Source organism: Micromonospora lupini (assembly GCF_026342015.1).
Lineage (GTDB): Bacteria > Actinomycetota > Actinomycetes > Mycobacteriales > Micromonosporaceae > Micromonospora > Micromonospora lupini_B.
Genome location: NZ_JAPENL010000002.1, coordinates 1632613 through 1654714, shown reverse-complemented (window position 1 = coordinate 1654714; position 22102 = coordinate 1632613). Strand labels below are relative to the sequence as shown.

Below are 22102 nucleotides of genomic sequence, written 5' to 3'. Positions count from 1 at the left end.
CCTGCTCGGCGGTCCGCGGGGCCGGGGCGCGACACCCACGGATCGGGCCAATCCGGTTGCTGGGACCTGCGCGGCGGGTTGAGATGGGCGGATGACCATCCGACGGGTGACCGCCGACGAACGTCTCACCACGAGTTTCCCGCTGGCCGCGTACGCCTTCGAGGCATCGCCGCTCGGGGCCGCCCGGGTCGAGGAGTTCCGCGACTACCTGCCCTACAACCAGGGCAACCGGACGCTTGTCGTCGAGGAGGACGGCACCACCCTGGCGGCCGTCTCGGCCATCGGCATGCGGCAGAACCTGCGCGGCGCGGTGCTGCCGATGGCCGGTGTCGCAGGGGTGGCCACCCACCCGCTGGCCCGCCGGCAGGGGCACGTCCGCACGTTGCTGCACCAGCTCCTCGACGAGATGCGCGACGAGGGGCACGTGCTCAGCGCGCTCTACCCGTTCCGACCCAGCTTCTACGCCCGGTTCGGCTACGTCGGGCTGCCCAAGCCGCGTACGGTCGCCTTCTCCCCGGCCGACCTGGGGTCGCTCGTACGCGCCGAGCTGCCCGGCGAGGTGGGTTGGGAGCGGATCGCCGCCGGTTATCCCGCGTGGCGGGCGTTCACCGAACGGTGTCTCCACACCCGGCACGGCTTCTCGGTGTTCCCGGACTACCGGGCGGCCGGCCTGCGTGACCGGGACGAGCACTGGCTGGTCACCGCACGGGTGGCCGGCGAGGTCACCGGCGCTCTCACGTACCGGATCGACGACCACGGCGGCACCCTGATCGGCAACGAACTGCTGGTCGCCGATCCCCTCGCCCGTACGCTGCTGCTCCAGTTCCTCGCCCGGCACGTCGACCAGGTCGAGCGCGTCACCGTCCAGGTCCCGCCCGACGAGTTGCCGGAGCTGTGGCTGACCGACCTGGACGTGCACGTCGAGGCGCGGGCGGGCCGGCCGGGCTCGTCCGCCCCGATGGCCCGGCTGCTGTCGCTGGACGCGCTGCACGGGCTGCCCGCCGGGCCGGGCCGGGTCCGGGTCGAACTGACCGGGGACCGGTGGCTGACCGGAACGCACCTGCTGGACGGTACGACAGGCGCGTTGGAACTCGTCGCGGGCGACAGCGGCCGGGCGCCGACGGCCACGCTTACCGCGGCCGGGCTGTCCGCCCTGGCGTACGGGGTGCTGGACCCGGCCGAGCTGCCGTTGCGTGGGCTCGGCGACGTGCCGGCGGATGCCGCTGCCGAACTGCGCGGCCTCTTCCCGCGCCGGGTGCCGTACCTCTTCGCCGATTTCTGAGGGCGGTTTGCCGGCCCGGGCGCAGCGGGTACGGTCCGCGGAATGCCGGAGTGGTTGCAGGCGGGTGGATGGGGACTGTTGGCCGGGTCGGCCCTGCTGATCGGGGCGGCGGTCGGCTTCTTCGCCCGGGTACCGCAGCGGATCACCGCGTCGGTCATGGCGTTCGGCGCGGGGGTGCTGCTCTCCGCCGTCTCGTACGAGCTGATCGAGGTCGCGCACGAGCAGGGCGGGATGCTGCCAACAGTGCTCGGCGCGGCCGGTGGCGCGGTCGTCTACACCCTGGCCAACGTGGGCCTCGCCCGCCACGGCGCGCGGCACCGGAAGCGCTCCGGCGACCAGCAGCCCTCCGAGGACGAGCAGCCCGGCTCCGGCTCGGCGATCGCGGTCGGGGCGCTGCTGGACGGCGTACCGGAATCGGTCGTGATCGGCGCCAGCCTGCTCAGCGGCGGCGCGGTCAGCCTGGTCACAGTGGTGGCGGTGTTCCTCAGCAACGTCCCGGAGGGGCTGTCCAGCGCGGCCGGCATGCGCCAGGCCGGCCGTACCCGGCGGTACGTCTTCCTGCTGTGGACCGGCATCGCGCTGATCAGCGGCGTGGCCGCGCTGCTCGGCAACACCCTGCTGGGCGGCGCGCCCCCGGAGGTGCTGGCCGCCATCACCGCGCTTGCCGCCGGCGCGATCCTCGCCATGATCACCGACACGATGGTGCCGGAGGCGTTCGAGAACGCCCACCTGCTTGTCGGCCTCATCACGGTCGCCGGCTTCCTGACTGCCTTCGCGCTCTCCCACGCGTGAGTGCCCCGGCGGCCCCGATGCCCGGCGTGGCTTAGCAGCGCATTAAGCCGGCACGGCGGATTCGTCGGGACGCCGTCGGGGCTCCTAGCATGACCCGGTGCGCATGACGTCGCTTGCCGCCCTGCTCGTCCTCGGTGTCGCCACCGCGGCCCTGCCCGCGTGCGGGTCCACCGATCCGACGCCGGCCGGCTCGCAGGCCAGCCCGTCGGCCACGCCGGACACTCCCTCGACTGGTGACCCGGGTGTCGCAGCGGCGGGCCGGGACGGTCTCGGTGGCCCCGGGGCCAGCGCGAGCCCGAAGCCGACCGCCCCGGCCGCCAAGGCGCTCGCGGCCGGCAACCCGAACGGCCACGCCACCGTGCCGGCCGAGGCACGCGCGGTGGAAACGTCGAAGCCGACCCGGACCATCGGCACCGGCACCCCGGCGAGCTGCACCTCGGCGGCCGTGGTGAAGGCCGTGGCCGCCGGCGGCGTCATCACGTTCAACTGTGGACCGGCCCCGGTGACGATCAAGATGACCGCCACCGCGAAGGTCCGCAACGCCAACGGGCCCAGGGTGGTGCTCGACGGCGGCGGCAGGGTGACGCTGAGCGGCCAGGGGCAGCGCCGCATCCTCTACCTGAACACCTGTGACGAGGCCCAGGGCTGGACCACCTCGCACTGCCAGAACCAGGACCACCCGCAGCTCACCGTGCAGAACCTGACCTTCGCCGACGGCAACTCCACAGGCGACAAGGCCGAGGGCGGCGGCGGAGGCGCGATCTTCGTCCGTGGCGGGCGGCTCAAGGTGGTCAACTCGCGCTTCGTCCGCAACCGCTGCGACCGGACCGGTCCCGACCTGGGGGGCGCGGCCGTCCGGGTGCTCAGCCAGTACGAGAACAAGCCGGTGTACGTCGTGAGCAGCACCTTCGACGGCGGCTCCTGCTCCAACGGCGGCGCGCTGAGCAGCATCGGCGTGTCGTGGGTGGTGCTCAACAGCCTGCTGAAGAACAACGAGGCGATCGGCAGCGGCGCCAACCCGGCAAAGTCCGGCACGCCCGGCGGCGGCAGCGGCGGCGCGATCTACTGCGACGGCAACGAGTTCACCGTACGGATCGCCGGCACCGTCATCGAGAACAACAAGGCCAACGAGGGCGGCGGCGCGATCTTCTTCGTCAGCAACAACCGCACCGGCACGATGAAGATCGAGAATTCCACCCTGCGCCGCAACCCGAGCGGCAAGTTCGAGACCCCCGGCTACCGCGGAATCTTCTTCCTGGGCGCCCGCAACCCCGAGGTGATCGGCCCCAAACCCGCCTGACCCCCCTCCCCGCCCCTCCCGTCGCCCGCCGGCCGTCGCCCGCCGGTGATCAAGAGGTTTGGGTCACCGAGGCCGGGTTTTCTGACCCGAACCTCTTGATCACCGCGTCAGTAGGGGTTCTTTTCGCCAGGTGCGTGGGCGTGCAGGAGCCCCCCGGGGCGGCCGGGCAGGGTGCGCGCCGCGGAGAGCGGCGGACTGGCCGTGTGGTCGCCACCGGACATGCCGGCGATCAGCTCCTTGAGCGCGGTCAACGCGTCGATCTTGGGTACCCACCCCAACTCGGCCTCGGCACGCTCGCTTGACATCAACGGCGCGTTCAGGCCCAGCTCGACCCAGCCCGCGTCCACCGGCTGCAACCGCGCCCGCCAGGTAAGGGCCGCCGCCACCCGCAGCACCGGCGCCGCGACAGGCACCGTCCAGCCGTGGAAGTGCCGAGCCACCAGCTCCGGAGTCAGCACCGGGTCCGCTGCGACATTGAACGCGCCGCGCGCATCACCCATAACCGCCCTGGCGTACGCGTCAGCCACATCGTCGGCGTGCACCGCCTGCATCCGCAGCCGCCGGTTCGTCGGCACCAGCGGTATCCGGCCGAAGCGCAGCAGCCGCACCGGCGCCAACGGGCCGAGAAAGTAGCGGGTGATCTCCACGCCGGCGTCCCGCTGGAAGATCAGACCGGGCCGCAGTCGCACCACCCGCAGCGTCGGATGTTCCCGCTCCAACCCGTCCAGCAGCGCCTCGACCTCCGCCTTGTGCTCGCTGTACGACGAGCCGGAGACCCCGGTGGCCGGCCACCGCTCGCTGATCGGGTGGTCCTTCGGGCCGGGCGCGTACGTGCCTACCGACGAGGCGTACACAAGTGCCGGCACCCCCGCCCGCGCCACCGCCTCGAACACCGCGCGACTGCCGTCGACGTTCGTCCGGCGCAGCACCCGCTGGTCGTGACTGGGCTGGATCTGCCAGGCCAGGTGCACCACCGCGTCCGCTCCCGCGAACACCTCGGCGAGCTGCCCTGCCGCGCCCGGCGCACCGATGTCGCAGGAGTGCCACTCCACCTGGTCGTACGGCGTACCGGCATCCGGGCCGGGCAACCGCCGGACCACCCCGGCCAGCTCGACGCCGCGCTCCCGGCGCAGCCGCCGCAGCACCGCCGTACCGACGTTGCCACTCGCCCCCACCACCACGATCCGCATGCCCGACCCCGTACCCGCCCAGCAGCAGCTCAACCGCCCTGCCCGCCGCGGGGCGCTCGTTATCGACTCGACCTCCTGGAAGTCGGGGCATTCGCGCGGGCGGGACAGCCCGACTTCCCGGAACCCGAGTCGATCAGAGGCGCACCGACCAGGCATCGACGGCCGGCCGGAAGCCGCGAGCCGTCGGTGGGCGCCGTCCGGTAACCTGAGCGCGCGGGCCGCTAGCTCAATGGCAGAGCTGTGGACTTTTAATCCATAGGTTCAGGGTTCGAGTCCCTGGCGGCCCACCAACGGCAGGTGAACTGCGAGAACGCGGCGAGTGCCCCGTCGCGCACAGGCGGCTCGGACCTCTTCCGCAGTCAGTCTGACGGATGCTGCGGCCCGGGCTCTCCATCGTCAGAGCGCCAGCGGTTGGCTGGTCACAGGAACTCGCTGCGGTAGGTCGAGGCCAGTTCGGCACCGCGGCGGCGGCGTTCGGCCAGTTCGTCTGGTGAGAGCTGCGGCGGCGGTGCGTCCTTGCCCGCGACGACGTCGCCGATCCGGGTGAAGTACTCGTCCTGCCCGGCCGGGGTGCACATGCAGAGCATGTGGGCCGGCGCACCGGAGTTGTTGCGGAAGTTGTGCGGTGCGTTGGCGGGGATGTTGATCGTGGAGCCGGCCCGCACGACGTGCTTCTCGCCGCGGAAGGTGAACTCGATCTCGCCCTCGAGGATCGTGAACATCTCCTCGAAGTCGTGCCGATGCGGCGGCGGGCCGCCGCCGTCGGGGACGCGCATGTCGATCAGGCAGTACGCGCCGTTGGTCTGCTCGCCCGTGATCAACATGCCGTAGGTGTTGCCCACCAGGGAGATGTAGGTCGTGTCGGGATCGTCGGGGTCCGCCACGGTCAGCGAGCGAGTGGGATCGTCGTCGGGAATCATCGTCATCGTCTCCTGGGGTGTGTGGTCAGTTGGTTCGATCGGCCGGGCGACGGCGCGTCTCTCGGAGGCAACTGGACGGGGCTGCTCGTTCGATCCTCGTGGAGACCACTGCCACCTCGCGTGCTTTCCCGTGTGCCGGCGACATCGAGACCGGGTGCAAACAGCCCAGTTGTGCCCGGGAAGTCCCGACGGCGCGGAGGGCCCGAGCAGGACAACGGACGCCGTCACTCGCGTCGGGCGGGTCCGCGGATCGCGTACGTCGCTAGGCCCGTGACCGCCAGGACGGCCGCGACCGCCGCCGCCGGACGGCTGGTGTGCGGCTGGCCCGGCCAGGTGGCGAGGGCGCCCCACGTGCTCGACTGCGGGAACATGGCGGCGACGACCGCCCAGCCCATGGGGAGGAACCAGGCGCGGGCCACGCCGGCGACAGTCGCGCAGAGGGCGGTGAGGCCCAGCAGGCCGGCGGAGTCGCGGACCACGAGCGCGGCGGGGCCGAACCGGGCGCCGGTGGGCTGGGTGGCGAGCAGCACGACGAGTACGAGCGCCAGCGCGGCCAGCAGATGCACGGCTCGGCGCCACGGCCAGTTCAGGGCGGCGGTGCGTTCCAGGTCTTCGTCCGGGGCGGCAAGCGTGGTCGACAGGACCGCCACCATCAGCATGACGGTCAGTACGACGAGCAGGAGGATCGCGTCGCGTTCCGTGGAGAGGGTCAGCCACAGCGCCCAGATCGCGACTGCGGCGCCGACGGCAGCGGCCAGTGCCAGGGGTACGCGTCGTGCGCGGAGGTGGAGGGTCATCGGGACAGCAGTCCGGTGGTGTCCCGGCAGGCCAGGATCGCGTCGCGTACCGCCGTCACGCGGGTGATCGCCTCCGGTGGGGGCAGCTTCTGCAGGCCCTGCCACAGGGTGACCGCCTCGGCGTTGAGCTGCGGATCCTCCTCGATCATCCCGGGGATGACGCCGACGTCGGAGACCGGTTCGCGGCCGAGCAGGTGGTAGGCGGCTGCCCGTTCGACCGCGGCGTCGCGCTCGCATTCCGGGCCGCCGTACCCGGCGCCCAGACCGGAGACCATCTCGGGGACCACCGCGTCGGGATGGGCCAGGCCGCCGTGGTCGTCGATGCGTACGTCGATCGTGACGATGTCGGCGTCGCGGACGGGCTCGTCCTCGACGAGGTACGCCCGCCTGTCCTCGTGCGCCTGCGTGGGGGCGTCCGGCATCTTCGCGAGGACGGACAGACCCTGGCGGGCGAGTGGAGTCAGCGCGTCCAGCACGTTCGCGTTGACCCGGGTGACGCAGACCTTCGGCGCGTCGTCGGTGCAGACGAGTTCGCGGGCCACCGGGTCGATCGGTGCGACGAGGGCAGCCTCGTCGCGAGGGACGATCGCCGCCGCGGCGCCGAAGCCGAGCAGCACCGGCAGCGCGGCGGCCGCGAAGGCCCGTGGGCCTCGGGCTACCAGCAGCAGTACGCCGGTGAGCGCGAGCCCGCCCATGAAGGTGGCGAGGACGGCGGTGACCCGCGGGTCGATGGTCTGGAACGGGTAGAACGGGCTGCTGCCGTAGGCGGGGGACAGGATCGCGCCGATCCAGTCCGGCCGCATGATCGCGGTGAAGAAGACCAGCAGCACACCGGCCACGGCGAGCACGGGGGCGGTCACCAGGGCGGGCAGCAGTCGCCCGACGCCCAGGCCGAGCCAGGCCGCCGCGACCAGGGAGAGCGCGCCGACAAGCATGATGGCGACGACGTCTGGCGGGAAGTACGCGGCTGTCGAGGCGATCCGCATGCCGCCCGCGCCGACCACGAGCAGGAAGGCGAGCCCGACCGAGGCGCCCATCGCGACGAGGACCGGCAGCATCCGGCGGGTGCGGGAGCGGGGTGTGGTGGCGAACAGTTCGCCGACCCTGGCCCGGTGCTCGCGGCGGCCCTGCCACGCTCCGGCGGCCAGGGCGATCGGCCACAGCAGGATCATGTACTCCTTCGTGGCCAGCGCGAGGTCCATCCAGCCCGCCGACCAGCGTCCCGGGGCGATGTAGAGGGCGGCGACGCCGACCACCAACGCGAGCAGGGCGGCGCCGGCCGCGGCGGAGCGCCGCAGTTCGATCCGGAGGACGCTCATCGGGCGACCTCCGCGTGGTGGCCGCGGAGAAGGGCCGAGTAGCCGCGTTCGGCGGGGCTGTCGCCCGGGTGGCGTTCGTCGCCCTGGGCGGCCAGGGCGGTGGGGGTGCCCTGCCACACCAGCCGGCCCTCGTTGATCAGCACGACCTCGGTGCAGGCGGCGACCACGTCCTCGACGAGGTGGGTGGACACCAGCACGCAGGCGTCCGTGCCCAGGTCACGGAGCAGCTCGCGCAGGTCGAGGCGCTGTTCGGGGTCGAGGCCGACGGTCGGTTCGTCCAGCAGCAGCACCTGCGGGTCGTTCACGATGGCCTGGGCGACGCCGGCCCGGCGCAGCATCCCGCCGGAGAGTGTCCTGAGCCGGGCGTCGGCCTTGGCGCTGAGCCCCACGCGGTCGATCGCGCGCTGCGTGGCCGCCGGGATGTCGGGCTTAGGCATCTCCTTCAACCAGGCCAGGTACGACACGAACTCGCGCACAGTGAACCGTGGGTAGTAACCGAAGTGCTGCGGCAGGTAACCGAGGGATCGGCGGGCCTGGCGCAGATCGGCGCGACCGTCGACCGAACTGCCGAGCACTGTGAGTCGACCTCCGGCCGGCTTGAGCACCGTGGCGAGGGCACGCATCAGCGTCGTCTTGCCCGCGCCGTTGCGCCCGAGCAGGCCGTGGACGCCGGTGGCCAGGCTCAGGTCGAGCCCGTCGACGGCCAGGTGGCGACCGGCCCGCACCTTCAGGGCCTCGGCGTGGATGGCCCAGGGGTGGATGGTGGGGGCCGTTTCGGCAGTGCTCACCGCTCGCATTGTGGGTTCCCTTCAGAACGAGGTGAGGCGCCGGAAGCTGTTGGCGCGCAGGAGGGTCAGGGCGGCCAGCACGACCGTGACGACGGCCCACCCGCCGGTGGCAGTCGGCTGCAGGAGCATCGGCAGTTCGGCGGTGGCGAGGCTGGGCGCGACCACGGCGGCGGCCCAGGCCGCCATCAGACCGATCGCGGCGCGGCGGACGCCGACGAGGGAGCCGAGCAGCAGCGTCGCGGCGGTGAAGGCCAGGCACGGCAGCAGCATCAGCGCCGGGTTCGCCCGGCTGGTCCCGAGGGCGGCGAACGCGGCGAGCACCGGGATCACGAGGACGAGCACGGCGGCGGTACGTCGCAGCAACATCGTCAGGCCGGCCGACGGGGTGCCGATGACCAGCTCCCAGGCCGGGTCGCCGCGTCTGCTCCAGGCGGCCGCGACCCCGGGCAGCGGCGCCAGGGGCGCGAGCAGCAACACGATCGACGGCAACTCGGACAGGAAGTACGTGAGCAGGGCGGCGGTGCCCAGCAGGCCGGCGGTCATGGCGACCCACGGCAGCAGCGCCGCCACGAACCACCGCTGCCGCACCGGCGTACGGAAGAAGGTCCTGGATCGTGGGGTGGGCCCGGCGGCGATTCCGCTGTCGACGGCTGCCGCGACCTCGGCGACCAGGGCCCGCGACTCGGCCGTGGTGCTGCCGGCCAGGCGAGCGCGGCAGTCGGCGCAGCTCTCCAGGTGCACCTCGATGGACCAGACGGTCGCCTCGTCGAGGCCGAGGTCACCGTCGGCGTAACGGTCGATGTCGTTCAGGGTGGGATGCACGGTCATGACAGGGCCTCCCGCAGGACGATCCGGGCGCGGCGGATCCGGGACTTGACGGTGTTCTCGGGTACGCCCAGCAGCACGGACGTCTCGCGGACGGTGAACCCGTCGAGGACTGTGGCCCGCAGCACCGCGCGGACCTCGGGCGGCAGCACGGCGAGGGCCTGTTCGAGTTCCTGCCCGACCCGGCCGGACAGCACCTCGTCCTCGGCGGCGGGCGCGACCGTCTCGACCGGGTGCACCTGCGGCATCCGGGCCTGCCGGGAGCGACGCCGGAACGCGTCGACCAGGCGGTGCGCTGCAATTGTCCACAACCAGCCGACGGCGCTGCCGCTGACCTGGTCGCCGGCGAAGCTGCCAGCCGCCCGCCAGACAGTCAGGTAGGTCTCCTGGAGGACGTCGGCGACCACGTCCGGGTCGGCGCACCGACGCCGCAGCCGTACCTCCAGCCAGGGCGCGGTACGCCTGTAGAGCTCGTCGAAGGCCCGCCGGTCACCGTGGGCCACGCGGCGTACGAGTTCCTGCTCGTCGGCCGCGTCCAGACTTCGTCTCACATGGGGTAAGACGACGACCCCCTCGCGATCGGGTCCCGCGTGGGTGTGACAGCCGTCACCTTGGCGGGCCGGTGGGGCGTGAATGGCGTTGCACGGCCCCCGGGCCGGCTGGTTAGGTTGACACCATGCCCAGCTCGTACGCGTTCCCGACGGCGTCCCCCGACGTCCTGTTCGGCGCGCTGCGACGCCGGCGGTCCTGCGACCGCCCGCGCTGAGCATTCCTCACCTGCGACCGGCGGATCGAGCCGCCGGTCACCGCCGTTCGTCTCGGTCCGCCCGCATCCCCTTCCGGTGATCCGCGAGCGACGGATCCGAGCGAGATCGGCGTACCCATGGATCTGGAGAATCTGCTTACCGACCGGCTGGCGCCGGCGTTCGCGACGGTGGCCGGGGTACCTGTCGACCCGGTCGTGCGGCGGTCTCAGCGCGCGGACTTCCAGTCCGACGCGGCGCTGGCGTTGGCGCGGCGGCTCGGCCGGCCGCCGCGCGACATCGCCGCGGAGGTGCTCACGCACGCCGACTTGGCCGACGTGTGCAGCGTGGCGGAGGTCTCCGGGCCGGGCTTTCTCAACCTGACAGTCGCCGATCGGGCGCTTGCGGGCCTGGTCGCCGCGCTCGCCGTCGACAAGCGGTTGGGCGTGCCGGTGGCGGCTGAGCCGGAGACGGTGGTGGTCGACTACTCGGCGCCGAACGTGGCGAAGGAGATGCACGTCGGGCACCTGCGCTCGACGGTGATCGGCGATGCGGCGGCCCGGCTGCTGGAATGGCTGGGGCACCGGGTGGTGCGGGCCAATCACCTGGGCGACTGGGGCACTCCCTTCGGCATGCTCATCGAGCATCTGGCCGATCTGGGCGAGGCCGAGGCCGCGCAGGAGCTGTCCATGGGGGACCTGGACTCGTTCTACAAGGCGGCTCGGGCGAAGTTCGACGCCGACGAGGCGTTCGCCGGGCGGGCCCGGCTGCGGGTGGTGGCCCTGCAGGGCGGCGATCCGGTGACGCTGCGGCTGTGGCGGCTGCTGGTGGAGCAGTCCGAGCGGTACTTCATGACCGTGTACGACAGGCTCGACGTGACCCTCAGCGAGCGGGACTTCCACGGCGAGAGCAGCTACAACGACCTGCTCGGCCCGGTGGTCGAGGAGTTGGAGCGGCTCCGGCTGCTGCGCGAGAGCGACGGTGCTGCCTGCGTGTTCCCGCCCGGCTCGGTGGGCCGGGACGGGGAGCCGTTGCCGCTTATCGTCCGCAAGTCCGACGGCGGGTACGGCTACGCGGCGACCGACCTGGCCGCGATCCGGCAGCGGACCGGCGCGCTCGGCGCGACCCGACTGCTCTACGTGGTCGGGCTGCCGCAACGGCGGCACTTCGAGATGGTGTACGCCGTCGCCGCGCAGGCCGGTTGGCTGGCGCCGCCGGCCCGGGCCGAGCATGTCGGGTTCGGCTCGATCCTCGGCTCGGACGGGCGGATGCTGCGCAGCCGGGCCGGCGGGTCGGTGAAGCTGGTCGGGCTGCTGGAGGAGGCCATCTCCCGGGCGACAGCGCTGACCCGGGAGCGGAACCCGGAGCTGGGCGAGGCGGAGGCGGCCGAGGTGGGCCGGGCAGTCGGCATCGGCGCGATCAAGTACGCGGACCTGTCCAACGACAGGCACCGGGACTACGTGCTCGACTGGGAGCGGATGCTGTCGTTGGACGGCAACACCGCACCCTACCTCCAGTACGCGTACTCCCGGATCCGGTCGATCTTTCGGCGGGCCGGGGTGGCGGCCCGGCCCGAGGCGGCCGTCTCGCTGGCCGAGCCGGCGGAGCGGGCGCTGGCCTTCGAACTTGTCGGCTTCGGCAGGGTGGTCGGCGAGGTGGCCGAGAACCTGGAGTTCCATCACCTCGCCGGCTACCTGTACCGGCTGGCCGCCGCGTTCAGCACGTTCTACGAGAGGTGCCAGGTGCTGCGGGCCGACGAACCGGTCCGGGAGAGCCGGCTGGTGCTCTGCGACCTGACCGCGCGGGTGCTCGGGCAGGGCCTGCACCTGCTCGGCATCCGGACTCCCGAACGGATGTGAGCGCACCCGCACCCCTTACTGCCCGGCCGCATTCATGGCGCGCTCGAAGTTGACGTAGCTATCCTCTTCGGGTGCTGGTCCGTGTGGAGATCGTTGGCACGAGTCCAGCACTGCGAAGGGACTTCTCGACATGCCCCGTGTCGTACCGGCGGTCATCCGCGCACTCGACGTCCTCGAACTGTTCCTGGACTGCCCCCAACTGTCGGCCCGCCAGGTGATGGAGCGACTCGACCTGCCCCGCACCACAGTCCACGAGCTGCTCGTCACGCTCGAGGCTCGCTCGTACCTGATCTCCGTACCGGGCCAGCCGGTGCAGTATCGGCTCGGCATGCCGCTGTTCCAGCTGGGCGCGGCGTTCGCGGGCCGGCTTGATCTGGTACGCGAGGCGCAGGGCGTCGCGCGGGACGTGGCTTCCAAGTGTGACGAGGCGGTTCACGTGGCGGTGCTCGACGGCGCCGACGTCATCTACCTCGTCAAGTTCGACAGCACGCACCCCGTCCGGATGGTCTCCGGTGTCGGGCTGCGGCTGCCGGCCCACTGCACGGCGGTGGGCAAGGTGCTGCTGTCGGCCCTCGACGAGGCGGACCTGGACGCCGTTCTGTCGAAGGACGCTCTGCCGGGGATGACGCCGGACAGCATCACCGACCCGGACCTTCTCCGCGAGCATCTCGAACGTGTCCGGGCGGAGGGCGTCGCGGTCGACGTCGGCGAGTCGGACAGCGCGATGCGCTGCGTCGCGGCGGCCATCCGGGACCATTCTGGTGTCACCATCGCCGCGATGAGCCTGTCCGCGCCGATCATTCGCTGGACGTCTCAGGTGCAGGTGGAGTGGACCGGGCTGGTTCGCGAGGGCGCGGCCTCGCTGTCCGCCCGCATGGGCTACCGGGCCCAGCCTCGATAGCCGGCCTCCTGTTTTCGGCTCGAAACAGCATCGAAACATTGACATTCCTCTCGATGCTGCTCTAGCGTCGCGTCCACTCGATCCGGTATCTCGAACTCAGTTCGAAATCTCGAACGGCGGTGGTCCCGTGACCCGACCGACCTGGAACGCCAGCGGCACCCTCTCGGCCCGGTCGCCGATCGCCTCGACCTCGTCGCGCTACCCGGCGAGCGGCACGCGAAATCTCTCGCGGGCCGTCGCAACCCCGCCAACTCCCCTGACGGGCTTGCGAACGCACTGATCCGTGCGGGCGGCCCGTTCCTGGTCGCCGCATGGAGACACACCTGGAACACAAGGATCGCGGTGTTCGTCAGGCACGCCTCGGGCGTGCAGTGGTGCGGGGACTCTGAGGAGGCGAATGTCCATGGAGAACAATCCAGCCTGGTCTCGACGCGGCTTTCTGGGGATGGGGGTGGGAGTGCTCGGCGCGGCCGGCCTGGCCGCGTGCGGGGGCAACTCCGACTCGCCCAGCAAGGTGCAGCCCGAAGTTCCACAGGAGCTGATCGACGCCGCGGCGTCGATGAAGGGCTCCTCGATGGGGATGCTGTCGCAGAAGCTGTACTCGACGGCGGCGAACGAGGCCCTCGACAGCTCGATCAAGAAGTTCGCCGACACGACCGGAACGAAGATCGAGAACAGCCTGGTCCAGGCCGACGCCGGCGACGTGGTGGCCAAGATCGACGCCGAGGTCAAGGGCGGGGTGGCGCGCGACCTGGCGTTCATGACCGACTCGCGGTTCGTCGCGCAGTTCCAGGCGCTTGGCGACCTGGAGGACGTGACTGACGTCGTCCAGGCACTGACCGCCAGGTACGGCGAGCCCTGTGCCGAGGCCAAGAACTTCTGCGTGTTCGACGGCAAGTGGTTCGCCATCCCGTACCACTTCATCGGGATCGGATCGTTCCTGCGCAAGGACTGGATGCAGGACAAGGGCATCTCCCCCAAGGACATCTACAGCTGGGAGGAGCTGCGGGACCTGTGCCTGGAGATCTCCGATCCGACCAAGCGCCGCTTCGGCTGGGGCATGACCGTGAACCGGTCCGGTGACGGCAACGGCATGATCGAGGCGCTGATCAACGCCTACGGCGGCTCGATCGCCTCCAACGACGGCCGGAAGGTTACGTTCAACTCCCCGGAGACGGTGCAGGCGGTGACCTTCCTCGGCGACATCTACACCAATTCCAAGTACAAGCCGATGCTGCCGCCGGGGATCGCGAGCTGGACCGACACCAGCAACAACGAGAACTGGCTCGCCGGGATCCTCGGTTACACCCGCAACCAGTTCAGCGTCTACGCGGACTCCCGGACCAAGAAGAACCCGGTCCACGCGAACACCCACGTGTTCTCCGACTGCATCGGGCCGGCGACGAACAATCCGCTGCTGCTCGGCCAGTCGCAGGGCTTCGTCATCTTCAAGGGCGCCAAGAACCCGGCGCTCGCCAAGCTCCTGGCGCAGTACCTGGTCAGCGCGCCCGCGCTGCTCGGCGTGGCGAAGGAGGCACCCGGCCTGGTGATGCCCGCCTGGGAGAAGGTCTGGGACGCCGACCCGTTCTTCACGAGCGGCGACCCGGCGTTCCCCATGCTGCGCAGGATCACCCAACTGTCGCTACCGCTGAACACGAAGAACGGCCTGACCTTCCCGCAGAAGGCAAGCGCGGGCCAGCAGGCGGTGGGTTCCGCCTACGTCCTCACCGACATGATGCAGCAGGTCGTCCAGGGCACCGCGCCGGCGCAGGCCGTGACGGACGCCCACGCCAAGATGGTGCAGATCTTCAACCAGCAGGGGCTGCGGCAGTGAACTCGGTCCGTCAGGCGCGGGTCCCGACGGCGAGGAAGTCCCCGCCGTCGGGGCCCGGCTCGCTCACTGCGGTCCAGCGGAGGCTGGGGCGTGACTGGCGGCTGGCGGCGCTGTTCCTGGCGCCGATGGCCGTGCTTGTCGGCGGGCTCGTCCTCGTGCCGATCGCCCGGTCGATCATCACCAGCACCACCGAACGGCACGGCCAGGACACCGTGTTCGTCGGCCTGGACAACTACCTCGCGCTCGTCGGCGACGACCAGTTCCACACCGGCGTGGTGAACTCGTTCGTCTTCACCGCGTACGCCGAGGTCTTCAAGGTCGTGCTCGGGTTGGCCGCGGCCCTGCTGCTGCACCAGCGACGCCGTGGTCGGGCCGTGCTGGCCGGGCTGCTCCTGGTGCCGTGGGTGGTGCCGACGGTGGTGACGGCCTTTAGCTGGCGCGCGCTGCTCGACCCGATCTTCGGCAGCGTCAACACGCTGCTCACCGCCACCGGAATCGGGCCGCTGCTGGCCGACGCGCACCTGGTCGACAGTTGGCCCGCCGGCTGGCTGTCCGACCCGTCGCTGGCCATGCCATCGGTGATCCTCGTGAACGTCTGGAAGGGCGTGCCGTTCTTCACCGTGTGTTTCCTCGCGGGGTTGAAGGCCATCCCGGCGGACCTGTACGAGGCGGCGACAATCGACGGCGCCTCGTCCTGGCAGCGGTTCGCCCACGTGACGCTGCCCGGACTGCGCCACGTGATCACCGTGACGGTGACGCTGTCGTCGATCTGGACGTTCAACAACTTCGACCTCGTCTGGTTGCTGACCCAGGGCGGCCCGGGCGACGTGACCGCGCCGTACGTGCTCGTCGCGTACTCGAAGGCGATCCTGCAGTTGCAGTACGGCGCCGGCGCGGCCGTCACGCTCGTCATGCTGCCGGTCATCGGCGGCCTGGTGTTCGTCCTGGTGCGGTTGTTGCGCCAGGACAGCGGCATCAAGCTGCCCGGGCGACGCCGGACAGCGCGGTGGATCGGAGCGCGGAGGTGGGCCGCGCCGGCGCGCAGGGCGCTGCCCTGGGTCGTCACCGCAGTGGTGACCGGTCTGCTGGCCTGGGCGTCTCCGCAGATCTTCTGGAAGGCGGCCGTGGTCCTCGGGGTGATCCTGCTTATCGCGGCGGCGGTGGGTCGGGTGGTCTCGACCCTCTCGTCGCGGGGCGGTCGCCGGTCGTCGTCGCTGGTGTCGGGCCTGGGATCAGGTGTCGCGCTGGCCGGGTTGCTCTTCTTCGTGCTGGGCCCGCTGTACTGGATAGCCGTCACGGCCTTCAAGTCCGAGGGTCAGGTCGTCATGCGCACCGACGACCTGTGGCCGACACCGTGGACCCTTGAGCAGTTCGGCGCCCTGTTCGACAACCAGCCGTTCGGCCGCTGGTACCTCAACACCCTGCTGGTGTCCGCGGCGTCCACCGCCGTGGCACTCGTCTGTGCCGCCCTGGCCGGTTACGCGCTGGCCCGGCTGCGGTTCCGCGGGGCGCAGGGCTTCACCGTCACGGTGCTGCTCACCTACGTGATGCCGGGCGCGCTGCTGTTCATCCCGCTGTACCAGATGCTCATCGGCGCGCGGCTCACCGACTCGTTGTGGTCCCTGGTGGTGACGTACCCGACCTTCACGCTGCCGTTCGCCACCTGGCTGCTGGTGGGGTACTTCTCGTCGATCCCCGTCGAGCTGGAGGAGGCCGCCCTCGTCGACGGTTGCAGCCGCATCCAGGCGTTCGGCCGGGTGGTGCTGCCGCTGGCCAAGCCCGGGCTGCTGGCGGTCGCGCTCTTCACCCTGACCAACGCCTGGAACGAGTTCCTCTTCGCCTTCGTGTTCATCACGAAGGACGAGTACAAGACGCTCCCGGTGGGGATGCAGTCGATGATCGCCGGAGACGTCGTACCGCAGGGACAACTCGCCGCGGCGTCGCTGCTCGTCAGCATCCCCGTGGTCATCATGTACGCCCTCGGGCAACGCTTCCTGACCGAAGGGCTCACTGCCGGCGCGGTGAAGGGCTGACCGGGTACGTCGAGTCGAGAACGCGGGCGCGGAAGGGCGCTGCCGTCCACTGTGGCTGCTTGCCGTGTCGATGTGCTGGTGAGCGGTATACCTCAGAGGTATGAATATGACTCTGAGGTATACCGCTGACGACAGCATCGGCCCTCACGGAGGTGACCGACGGTCACCGCCGGCCGCGCCCATCGCCCCGCCCCGTCACTGCCGCAGTTCCTTCTCGAACCAGTGGTGCGCGTAGTGCTCGGTGTTGTACGCCTCGATCTCTCGGTAGCCGGCCGCCCGGTACATGGCGATCGCCTCGGTGAGGTTGCGGTTGGTGTCGAGCCGGACCGCGCTCGCGCCCCGGTCGGCGGCGTACCGTTCCAGCTCGCCGAGCAGCCGCCGCCCGACGCCCAGCCCGCGTACGGTGTCCGCCACCCAGACGCGTTTGATCTCGGCGGGTGCGTCGCGGTGCAGTTTGACGGCGCCGCAGCCGACGGGTTCGAGATTGAGAGTGGCGAGCAGGAGCACCCCGGCGGGCGGGGCGAGCGCCTCGTCGTCGACCGGCTTGCTCAGCGCAGGGTCGAACCCGCCGTCGATCCGTCGCCCGATGTCCCGGGCGTACGCCCGCAGGCACGCGCGGGCTCGCCTGTCGCTCGGCGGGCACGGTTCGATGACCACCATCGACCCGATGAGCAGGCGTTCGACCTCGGCCATGGCGGCGACGAGTCGTTCCCGGCGTCGCTCGGTGAGCGGTTCGAGGATCGAGGCGGCGAGTTGGTCGGACCGCTCGTCGAGTTCGGCCCATTCCGTACGGCCGGCGTCGGTGAGCTGGGCGACGCGTACCCGGCCGTCGCCGCCGGCCTGGTCGGCCGGGCCCACGGTGACGAGTCCGTCGTTCTCCAGGGTACGCAGGAGTCGGCTGAGATGGCCCGAGTCCAGGCCGAGCCGGGCCCGTAGCGCCGCGACCTCGGCACCCGCGGGGCCGATCTCCCAGAGCAGTCGGGCCTGCCCGAGGGGACGGCCCTGCGCCATGTACTCGTCGTCGAGCGCGCCCACCCGCTGGGTGACCGTCCGGTTGAACCGCCGCACGGCGGCGAGAAGGGTGGAGTCCATCTGCCTGACTTTAGTCAGGTTTTCCGGGGCGGTGGTAGGTGAAGAGGGCCGCCTGGTCGAGGACCGCCACCACGAGCACCACTCCGGTGGCGACCGCGCTTGTCGCCAGCAGTGGCAGCCGCAGGGCGCCCGCCGCACCGGCCAGCACGAACAGGGCACTCACCCGGGGCCAGGACAACCGCCTGTGGATGGCCACCGAGAAGAGGATCCGGCCGACGAGGAACAGCGTGGGTCCGCCCAGGATTACCGCGACAGCCGCTGTGTCGCCCGCCCCGGAGGGATGGGCGATGCTCAGCTCGGCCCCGACGGCGGTGACCACTATGCCGGCGATCATCACGAGGTGCAGGTATCCGGTGATGACACCGAGCCGGGCCGGGTCGGCGTGCTCGATGGCCGAGCCCAGGTGGCGGCCGGCGGGGGTCACGTAGAGCAGGCCGATCAACACGGCGGTGACGAAGACCAGCAGGAAGGCGGCGGTCTGGGCGAGGTCCAGGTGGGTGCCGGCGTACGCGAGCCCGGCGACCAGCACGAGTTCGCCGAGCGCGATGATCATGATTTGCTGGTAGCGCTCGGCGAAGTGCGCGCCAGCGAGGTGCAACTCCTGCTGACGGGCGCGGCCCAGCCTCGGCGTGGGCCAGCCGAGCCGTGGGCCGGACAGGTCGATCGCGAGGGCGAGCACCCAGAGCGGCACCCGCCACTGCGGCAGGAACGCGCCGGCCAGCCACGGCACGGCGGTGACGCTGTACCAGTAGAGGATCCGCAGCGCCCGGCGCTGCCGTGGATGACCACGCAGCATCGTGGCGGTGACCACACCCCGGATGAGATGAACGGCGACGTACGCGCCGGCGAAGAGCACCCCGCGCTCCCGAAGAGCCTGTGGGGTCGCCACCCCGGCCAGCAGGCTGCCCAGCGTGGCGGCGACCAGCACCGCGCGGATGGCCGGGGTCTCCGGGTCGTACCAGTCGGCGCTCCAGGTGGTGCTCACCCAGATCCACCAGACGCCGGCCAGCAGCAGAGCGGTGTGCAGCGCGCCGGCAAGCGTGAGGTCGTGCAGAAGATGCTCGGTCAACTGGCTCAGGGAGAGCACGAACGCCAGATCGAAGAAGAGTTCCAGGAACGAGGCGCTCAGCGGCGCGTCGTTGCCCCGCAACAGCCGCTCGGGTCTGCTCGCCATCGGCGCTCCTCCCGGTGGCCGGCGCTGGGTCCGTCGTACCACCCCAGGCCCGCCACCGGAGGCGAAAGCGCGTCAGGGGCGGACACCGACCCCGGCGTAGCCGTGCGAGTCCCCGGCCTCCTGCTCGCCGTCCGGTCGCCACCTGGTGGTCTCGACCAGGCCGGGCTCGACCAGGTCGTACCCGTCGAAGAAGCGCAGCGTCTCGGCGTGCGTGCGGGGCACCAGCGGGGCGCTGCTGGTGCGGTACACGGCCTGTCCGCGCTCGGCCACCTCCGGCGGGACGCCGTCGAGCGTCAGGTGCGACAGCACCAGGTGGCTGCCGGGCACTGTGGCGTCGCGCAGCCGGGCGACGGCGGCCCACGGGTCGTCGTCACCCGGCACGAAGTGCAGCACCGCGAGCAGCAGCACGGCCACCGGGCGGTCCAGGTCGAGCGTGCCCCGCACCTCCGGGAGGGCGAGCAGGTCGTCCGGCCGCCGCAGGTCGCCCTGCACGACGGCCGTGCCGGGCACGTCAGTCAACAACCGCCGGGCGTACGCGACGGCCACCTCGTCGTAGTCGACGTAGACCACCCGGGCGTCCGGCGCCACGGCCCGCACCACCTCGTGCACGGTGCCCTGGGTGGGTAACCCCGCCCCGATGTCCAGGAACTGGTGGACGCCCTGCGCGGCGGCGTACCGGACGGCTCGGCGCAGGAAGTGCCTGTTGGTCTGGGCGGCGAACCCGGTGCCGGGAAAGATCTCCAACACCCGCTCGGCGGCGGCCCGGTCGGCGGCGAAGTTGTTGCTGCCACCCAGGAAGTAGTCGTACATCCGGGCGACGTTGGGTCGGGCGGTGACGTCTGTGGTGTCGGGTGTCGGCTGGTCGGTCACGAGGGGTCCCTTCGCCGCGGTCGATCTCGATGTCTAGCACCCGGGGCGACGACCCGCTGACCCCTCGTGTCGTTGATCCGGCTGCACCCCTGGTCACGGCCGGCCACGGTGGGCGCACCGAAGCACCGAGGGGGACGCGATGACCGGTCAGCGGGAAACCGTGCGTGTCGACCACGACCTGTTCCGCGCCGTGTACGACTCACCCGCGTCGCTGCCGGGCCGGCACCGGTGGACCACGCCGGAGGCGGACGTCCGGCGTCTGGAGAAGCTGCTCGGGATGCCGGCGCGCAGCATCGGCGCCCCGCTGTGGGTCAGCGGCGACGAACCGGACTGCCCGAAGTGCGGCCGGCGGATCACCTGGTACGACATCGTCTCGTCGGCGCTCACCGGCCTGCACGACAAGAACATGATCGCCGCGGTCATCCTCGGCGAACAGCGCTACGTCAACACCGAGGTGCCGGACGCCATCCCCGGGGTGCGCTGCGCCGACTGCCACACCGCCATCGACGGCCTGCGCAGCTTCAAGTGCCACAACTGGGCGTACGCCTTCGAAGCGTTGGAGGCAGTCCGCGAGCGCATGGCCGGCGGCCCCACCCCGACCTGAGCCGCTGAGCAACCCGACCTCTGACTCCTGTGCCGTCTCCTGACGCGTTCCCAGGGTGTCTCCAAGATGAACGAGGTATGAACATGTGGTGAGGTGATTCATGGCCGACAACGGCAGCACTGACGTTCCAGAGATCAGCGCCGAGTGGTACCGCGACATCGTCGACACCGCCGCCGGCAGTCCACACCCGGTGCAGTGGTTCGTCGGGCACGCCACCGAGGGGGTGATCCTGCTGCTCGGCGCGCTGCTGGTGGTGGCCGCGCTGCGCCGTCTGGCCGGCGGCCCGCACGACCGGGCACTCGCCCTGGTCGCGCCGCTGCCGACCCTGCTGGCGTACGCGAGCAGCGAGTGGCTCAAGACAGTGGTGGACGAGGATCGGCCGTGCCGGACGGTGGGCCGGGCGATCATCGCCGGCACCTGCCCACCACCGGGCGACTGGTCGTTCCCCAGCAACCACGCCACCCTGGCGGGCGCGCTGGCGATCACCACACTCCTGCTCTCCCGCCGACTCGGGCTGGTCGCGCTGCCGCTGGCCGTGCTGGCCGCCTTCTCCCGGGTCTTCGTGGGCGTGCACTACCCGCACGACGTGGCCGCCGGCCTGCTGCTCGGCGCCCTGGTCGCGATGGTGGCGACCCCGCTCCTGGCCCGTCCGACCACCGAGGCGCTGCGCCGCCGCACCGATGCCCGACGCCCGGTCCCCGACCTGGCCAGCCGGCCCCGCTCCTGAACCCGCCGCGCCGCTGCGGTCAGGTGGTCAGGAGGAGGGCGCCCACCGTGCCGAGCAGCAGGAACGGGCCGAACGGCAGGTGGGTGCCCCACCTGGCCCGTCGGGTGGCCAGCAGTCCCAGACTCACCAGCGCGGACAGCCCGAACATGAGCAGCAGCCCGAGCACGAGGACGGGCCAGCCGTACCAGCCGAGCAGCGCACCCACGCCCAACGCCAGCTTGGCATCGCCCAGCCCGAAGCCCCGGCGACCGAGCAGTAGCGTGCTGGCCGCGAAGAACAGCGCCAGTCCCGTACCGGCGGCGACGGCTCGCAGCCACGGACCTGCCCCGGCACCGGCGAGCGCCGCCGCCCCGAGCAGCAGCCAGGTCCCGCCCGCGGCGGGCAGGGTGAGTCGGTCGGGCAGCCGGTGCACGGCAAGGTCGACGACGACCGCCGGCAGCGTCCAGCCAAGCCACCAGGCCAGCGCCGGCAGCGCTCCGAGTGGCGGGCCGACGAGCACGAGCAGCGCCACGGCCGCGAGCGCGGCCACCTCGATCGTGCCGGGCGGGGGCCCGATCCGGGCGCGGCACCTGCCGCACCGGCCCGCCGGGCCGAGCGCGGGCCACGGCCTGGTCAGGCTGATCACGCCCCCGCAGGCGTCGCAGCCGGTCCGGCTGGGGGCGCCCGAGGGTACGGCGTGACGCACGACGGCCAGCCGCAGCAGGGGGGTGACGAGCAGACCTGGCCAGACGGCGGCGAGCCGGGGACGGCCAGCACCTGCGGCGGTGGCCGGGGAGCCGGCCGACTCGGACGGTTGGCTGGTTGGTTCGGTCGTCAGCGCCACGTCGAGCCCACCGAACGTCGGGCGACCGACTCGAAAGGTGAACACGGATCGTGACTGAACGTTCGCTCGGGTGTAGCGGATAGCGCGGAAAGGGACGTCCGCCAGCGGTGGCTCCCGCCTCGGATCGGACCGGTCGACACGCGTCGCGGCGTAGCCCGAGGTGCGGGTTGGATGCCGGGATGCGGGCGGGATGTCCCGCTTCCGTAAGGGGCGCAGGGGTCACGGCGGA

20 protein-coding genes and 1 tRNA gene are annotated in these 22102 nt (G+C 71.5%); 10 read left to right on the top strand and 11 right to left on the bottom strand.

Annotated features, from left to right (window positions below; genetic code table 11):
- Window positions 1-91: 91 nt before the first annotated feature.
- The 3 genes from OOJ91_RS22540 to OOJ91_RS22530 all read left to right on the top strand — a co-directional run bounded on the left by OOJ91_RS22540 (window position 92) and on the right by OOJ91_RS22530 (window position 3374).
- Entirely contained in the window at window positions 92-1282 is a 1191-nt protein-coding gene (locus OOJ91_RS22540) for a GNAT family N-acetyltransferase (protein WP_266247955.1), read from the top strand.
- Window positions 1283-1324: 42 nt separating this feature from the next.
- Entirely contained in the window at window positions 1325-2074 is a 750-nt protein-coding gene (locus tag OOJ91_RS22535; RefSeq protein ID WP_266247953.1) for a ZIP family metal transporter, read from the top strand.
- Between the two features lie 103 nt (window positions 2075-2177).
- Window positions 2178-3374, top strand: a complete 1197-nt coding sequence (locus tag OOJ91_RS22530; RefSeq protein ID WP_266249805.1) for a hypothetical protein — start codon at window positions 2178-2180, stop codon at window positions 3372-3374.
- A 107-nt stretch (window positions 3375-3481) separates the two neighbouring features.
- Here the strand turns inward: OOJ91_RS22530 and OOJ91_RS22525 are convergent, their stop codons facing one another.
- Complete coding sequence (locus OOJ91_RS22525; RefSeq protein ID WP_266247952.1) at window positions 3482-4564, bottom strand: NAD-dependent epimerase/dehydratase family protein; 1083 nt, start codon at window positions 4562-4564, stop codon at window positions 3482-3484.
- Between the two features lie 215 nt (window positions 4565-4779).
- On the opposite strand from OOJ91_RS22525, the gene OOJ91_RS22520 reads away from it, so the two are divergent.
- Window positions 4780-4854: transfer RNA gene (locus OOJ91_RS22520), tRNA-Lys, on the top strand.
- A 129-nt stretch (window positions 4855-4983) separates the two neighbouring features.
- On the opposite strand, the gene OOJ91_RS22515 is transcribed toward OOJ91_RS22520, so the two are convergent.
- The 6 genes from OOJ91_RS22515 to OOJ91_RS22490 all read right to left on the bottom strand — a co-directional run bounded on the left by OOJ91_RS22515 (window position 4984) and on the right by OOJ91_RS22490 (window position 9764).
- Window positions 4984-5490 (bottom strand): cupin domain-containing protein, encoded by a 507-nt coding sequence (locus OOJ91_RS22515; protein WP_266247950.1) that lies wholly within the window; start codon window positions 5488-5490, stop codon window positions 4984-4986.
- A gap of 218 nt (window positions 5491-5708) precedes the next feature.
- Window positions 5709-6281, bottom strand: coding sequence for a hypothetical protein (locus OOJ91_RS22510; protein ID WP_266247949.1), 573 nt, complete (start codon window positions 6279-6281; stop codon window positions 5709-5711).
- Window positions 6278-7600, bottom strand: a complete 1323-nt coding sequence (locus tag OOJ91_RS22505) for a hypothetical protein (RefSeq protein WP_266247947.1) — start codon at window positions 7598-7600, stop codon at window positions 6278-6280. Before OOJ91_RS22505 ends, OOJ91_RS22510 begins: the two co-directional genes overlap by 4 nt.
- Window positions 7597-8397, bottom strand: a complete 801-nt coding sequence (locus OOJ91_RS22500) for an ATP-binding cassette domain-containing protein (protein ID WP_266247945.1) — start codon at window positions 8395-8397, stop codon at window positions 7597-7599. Before OOJ91_RS22500 ends, OOJ91_RS22505 begins: the two co-directional genes overlap by 4 nt.
- A 12-nt stretch (window positions 8398-8409) precedes the next feature.
- On the bottom strand, window positions 8410-9216 hold the full coding sequence (locus OOJ91_RS22495; RefSeq protein WP_266247944.1) for a zf-HC2 domain-containing protein: 807 nt from the start codon (window positions 9214-9216) through the stop codon (window positions 8410-8412).
- Window positions 9213-9764, bottom strand: coding sequence for an RNA polymerase sigma factor (locus OOJ91_RS22490; RefSeq protein ID WP_266247943.1), 552 nt, complete (start codon window positions 9762-9764; stop codon window positions 9213-9215). Before OOJ91_RS22490 ends, OOJ91_RS22495 begins: the two co-directional genes overlap by 4 nt.
- A 332-nt stretch (window positions 9765-10096) precedes the next feature.
- On the opposite strand from OOJ91_RS22490, the gene argS reads away from it, so the two are divergent.
- From argS to OOJ91_RS22470, 4 genes are all read left to right on the top strand, one after another.
- Window positions 10097-11815, top strand: coding sequence for an arginine--tRNA ligase (argS, locus tag OOJ91_RS22485; protein ID WP_266247942.1), 1719 nt, complete (start codon window positions 10097-10099; stop codon window positions 11813-11815).
- A gap of 130 nt (window positions 11816-11945) precedes the next feature.
- Window positions 11946-12716, top strand: coding sequence for an IclR family transcriptional regulator (locus OOJ91_RS22480; RefSeq protein ID WP_266247940.1), 771 nt, complete (start codon window positions 11946-11948; stop codon window positions 12714-12716).
- A gap of 403 nt (window positions 12717-13119) precedes the next feature.
- Window positions 13120-14550, top strand: coding sequence for an extracellular solute-binding protein (locus tag OOJ91_RS22475; protein WP_266247939.1), 1431 nt, complete (start codon window positions 13120-13122; stop codon window positions 14548-14550).
- Window positions 14547-16583 (top strand): ABC transporter permease, encoded by a 2037-nt coding sequence (locus tag OOJ91_RS22470; protein WP_266247938.1) that lies wholly within the window; start codon window positions 14547-14549, stop codon window positions 16581-16583. The genes OOJ91_RS22475 and OOJ91_RS22470 overlap by 4 nt, the downstream gene beginning before the upstream one ends.
- A gap of 195 nt (window positions 16584-16778) precedes the next feature.
- On the opposite strand, the gene OOJ91_RS22465 is transcribed toward OOJ91_RS22470, so the two are convergent.
- From OOJ91_RS22465 to OOJ91_RS22455, 3 genes are all read right to left on the bottom strand, one after another.
- Complete coding sequence (locus OOJ91_RS22465) at window positions 16779-17675, bottom strand: bifunctional helix-turn-helix transcriptional regulator/GNAT family N-acetyltransferase (RefSeq protein WP_266247937.1); 897 nt, start codon at window positions 17673-17675, stop codon at window positions 16779-16781.
- 10 nt (window positions 17676-17685) lie between these two features.
- Complete coding sequence (locus tag OOJ91_RS22460; RefSeq protein ID WP_266247936.1) at window positions 17686-18849, bottom strand: low temperature requirement protein A; 1164 nt, start codon at window positions 18847-18849, stop codon at window positions 17686-17688.
- A 72-nt stretch (window positions 18850-18921) separates the two neighbouring features.
- Window positions 18922-19719 carry an SAM-dependent methyltransferase gene (locus OOJ91_RS22455; RefSeq protein ID WP_266247935.1) on the bottom strand — a complete coding sequence of 266 codons (798 nt, stop codon included), beginning with the start codon at window positions 19717-19719 and terminating at the stop codon, window positions 18922-18924.
- A gap of 139 nt (window positions 19720-19858) precedes the next feature.
- On the opposite strand from OOJ91_RS22455, the gene OOJ91_RS22450 reads away from it, so the two are divergent.
- Both OOJ91_RS22450 and OOJ91_RS22445 read left to right on the top strand, forming a co-directional pair.
- On the top strand, window positions 19859-20323 hold the full coding sequence (locus tag OOJ91_RS22450) for a hypothetical protein (RefSeq protein ID WP_266247933.1): 465 nt from the start codon (window positions 19859-19861) through the stop codon (window positions 20321-20323).
- Window positions 20324-20423: 100 nt separating this feature from the next.
- Window positions 20424-21050, top strand: coding sequence for a phosphatase PAP2 family protein (locus OOJ91_RS22445; protein WP_266247930.1), 627 nt, complete (start codon window positions 20424-20426; stop codon window positions 21048-21050).
- Between the two features lie 19 nt (window positions 21051-21069).
- Here the strand turns inward: OOJ91_RS22445 and OOJ91_RS22440 are convergent, their stop codons facing one another.
- Entirely contained in the window at window positions 21070-21768 is a 699-nt protein-coding gene (locus OOJ91_RS22440) for a prepilin peptidase (RefSeq protein ID WP_266249804.1), read from the bottom strand.
- Window positions 21769-22102: the final 334 nt, after the last annotated feature.

What these genes read in the sequence shown, in the direction of transcription:
- OOJ91_RS22540 (WP_266247955.1), top strand. Translation starts at nt 92, where the DNA reads ATGACCATCCGACGGGTGACCGCCGACGAACGTCTCACCACGAGTTTC.
- OOJ91_RS22535 (WP_266247953.1), top strand. Translation starts at nt 1,325, where the DNA reads ATGCCGGAGTGGTTGCAGGCGGGTGGATGGGGACTGTTGGCCGGGTCG.
- OOJ91_RS22530 (WP_266249805.1), top strand. Translation starts at nt 2,178, where the DNA reads ATGACGTCGCTTGCCGCCCTGCTCGTCCTCGGTGTCGCCACCGCGGCC.
- OOJ91_RS22525 (WP_266247952.1), bottom strand. Translation starts at nt 4,564, where the DNA reads ATGCGGATCGTGGTGGTGGGGGCGAGTGGCAACGTCGGTACGGCGGTG.
- OOJ91_RS22515 (WP_266247950.1), bottom strand. Translation starts at nt 5,490, where the DNA reads ATGACGATGATTCCCGACGACGATCCCACTCGCTCGCTGACCGTGGCG.
- OOJ91_RS22510 (WP_266247949.1), bottom strand. Translation starts at nt 6,281, where the DNA reads ATGACCCTCCACCTCCGCGCACGACGCGTACCCCTGGCACTGGCCGCT.
- OOJ91_RS22505 (WP_266247947.1), bottom strand. Translation starts at nt 7,600, where the DNA reads ATGAGCGTCCTCCGGATCGAACTGCGGCGCTCCGCCGCGGCCGGCGCC.
- OOJ91_RS22500 (WP_266247945.1), bottom strand. Translation starts at nt 8,397, where the DNA reads ATGCGAGCGGTGAGCACTGCCGAAACGGCCCCCACCATCCACCCCTGG.
- OOJ91_RS22495 (WP_266247944.1), bottom strand. Translation starts at nt 9,216, where the DNA reads ATGACCGTGCATCCCACCCTGAACGACATCGACCGTTACGCCGACGGT.
- argS (WP_266247942.1), top strand. Translation starts at nt 10,097, where the DNA reads ATGGATCTGGAGAATCTGCTTACCGACCGGCTGGCGCCGGCGTTCGCG.
- OOJ91_RS22480 (WP_266247940.1), top strand. Translation starts at nt 11,946, where the DNA reads ATGCCCCGTGTCGTACCGGCGGTCATCCGCGCACTCGACGTCCTCGAA.
- OOJ91_RS22475 (WP_266247939.1), top strand. Translation starts at nt 13,120, where the DNA reads ATGGAGAACAATCCAGCCTGGTCTCGACGCGGCTTTCTGGGGATGGGG.
- OOJ91_RS22465 (WP_266247937.1), bottom strand. Translation starts at nt 17,675, where the DNA reads ATGGACTCCACCCTTCTCGCCGCCGTGCGGCGGTTCAACCGGACGGTC.
- OOJ91_RS22460 (WP_266247936.1), bottom strand. Translation starts at nt 18,849, where the DNA reads ATGGCGAGCAGACCCGAGCGGCTGTTGCGGGGCAACGACGCGCCGCTG.
- OOJ91_RS22450 (WP_266247933.1), top strand. Translation starts at nt 19,859, where the DNA reads ATGACCGGTCAGCGGGAAACCGTGCGTGTCGACCACGACCTGTTCCGC.
- OOJ91_RS22445 (WP_266247930.1), top strand. Translation starts at nt 20,424, where the DNA reads ATGGCCGACAACGGCAGCACTGACGTTCCAGAGATCAGCGCCGAGTGG.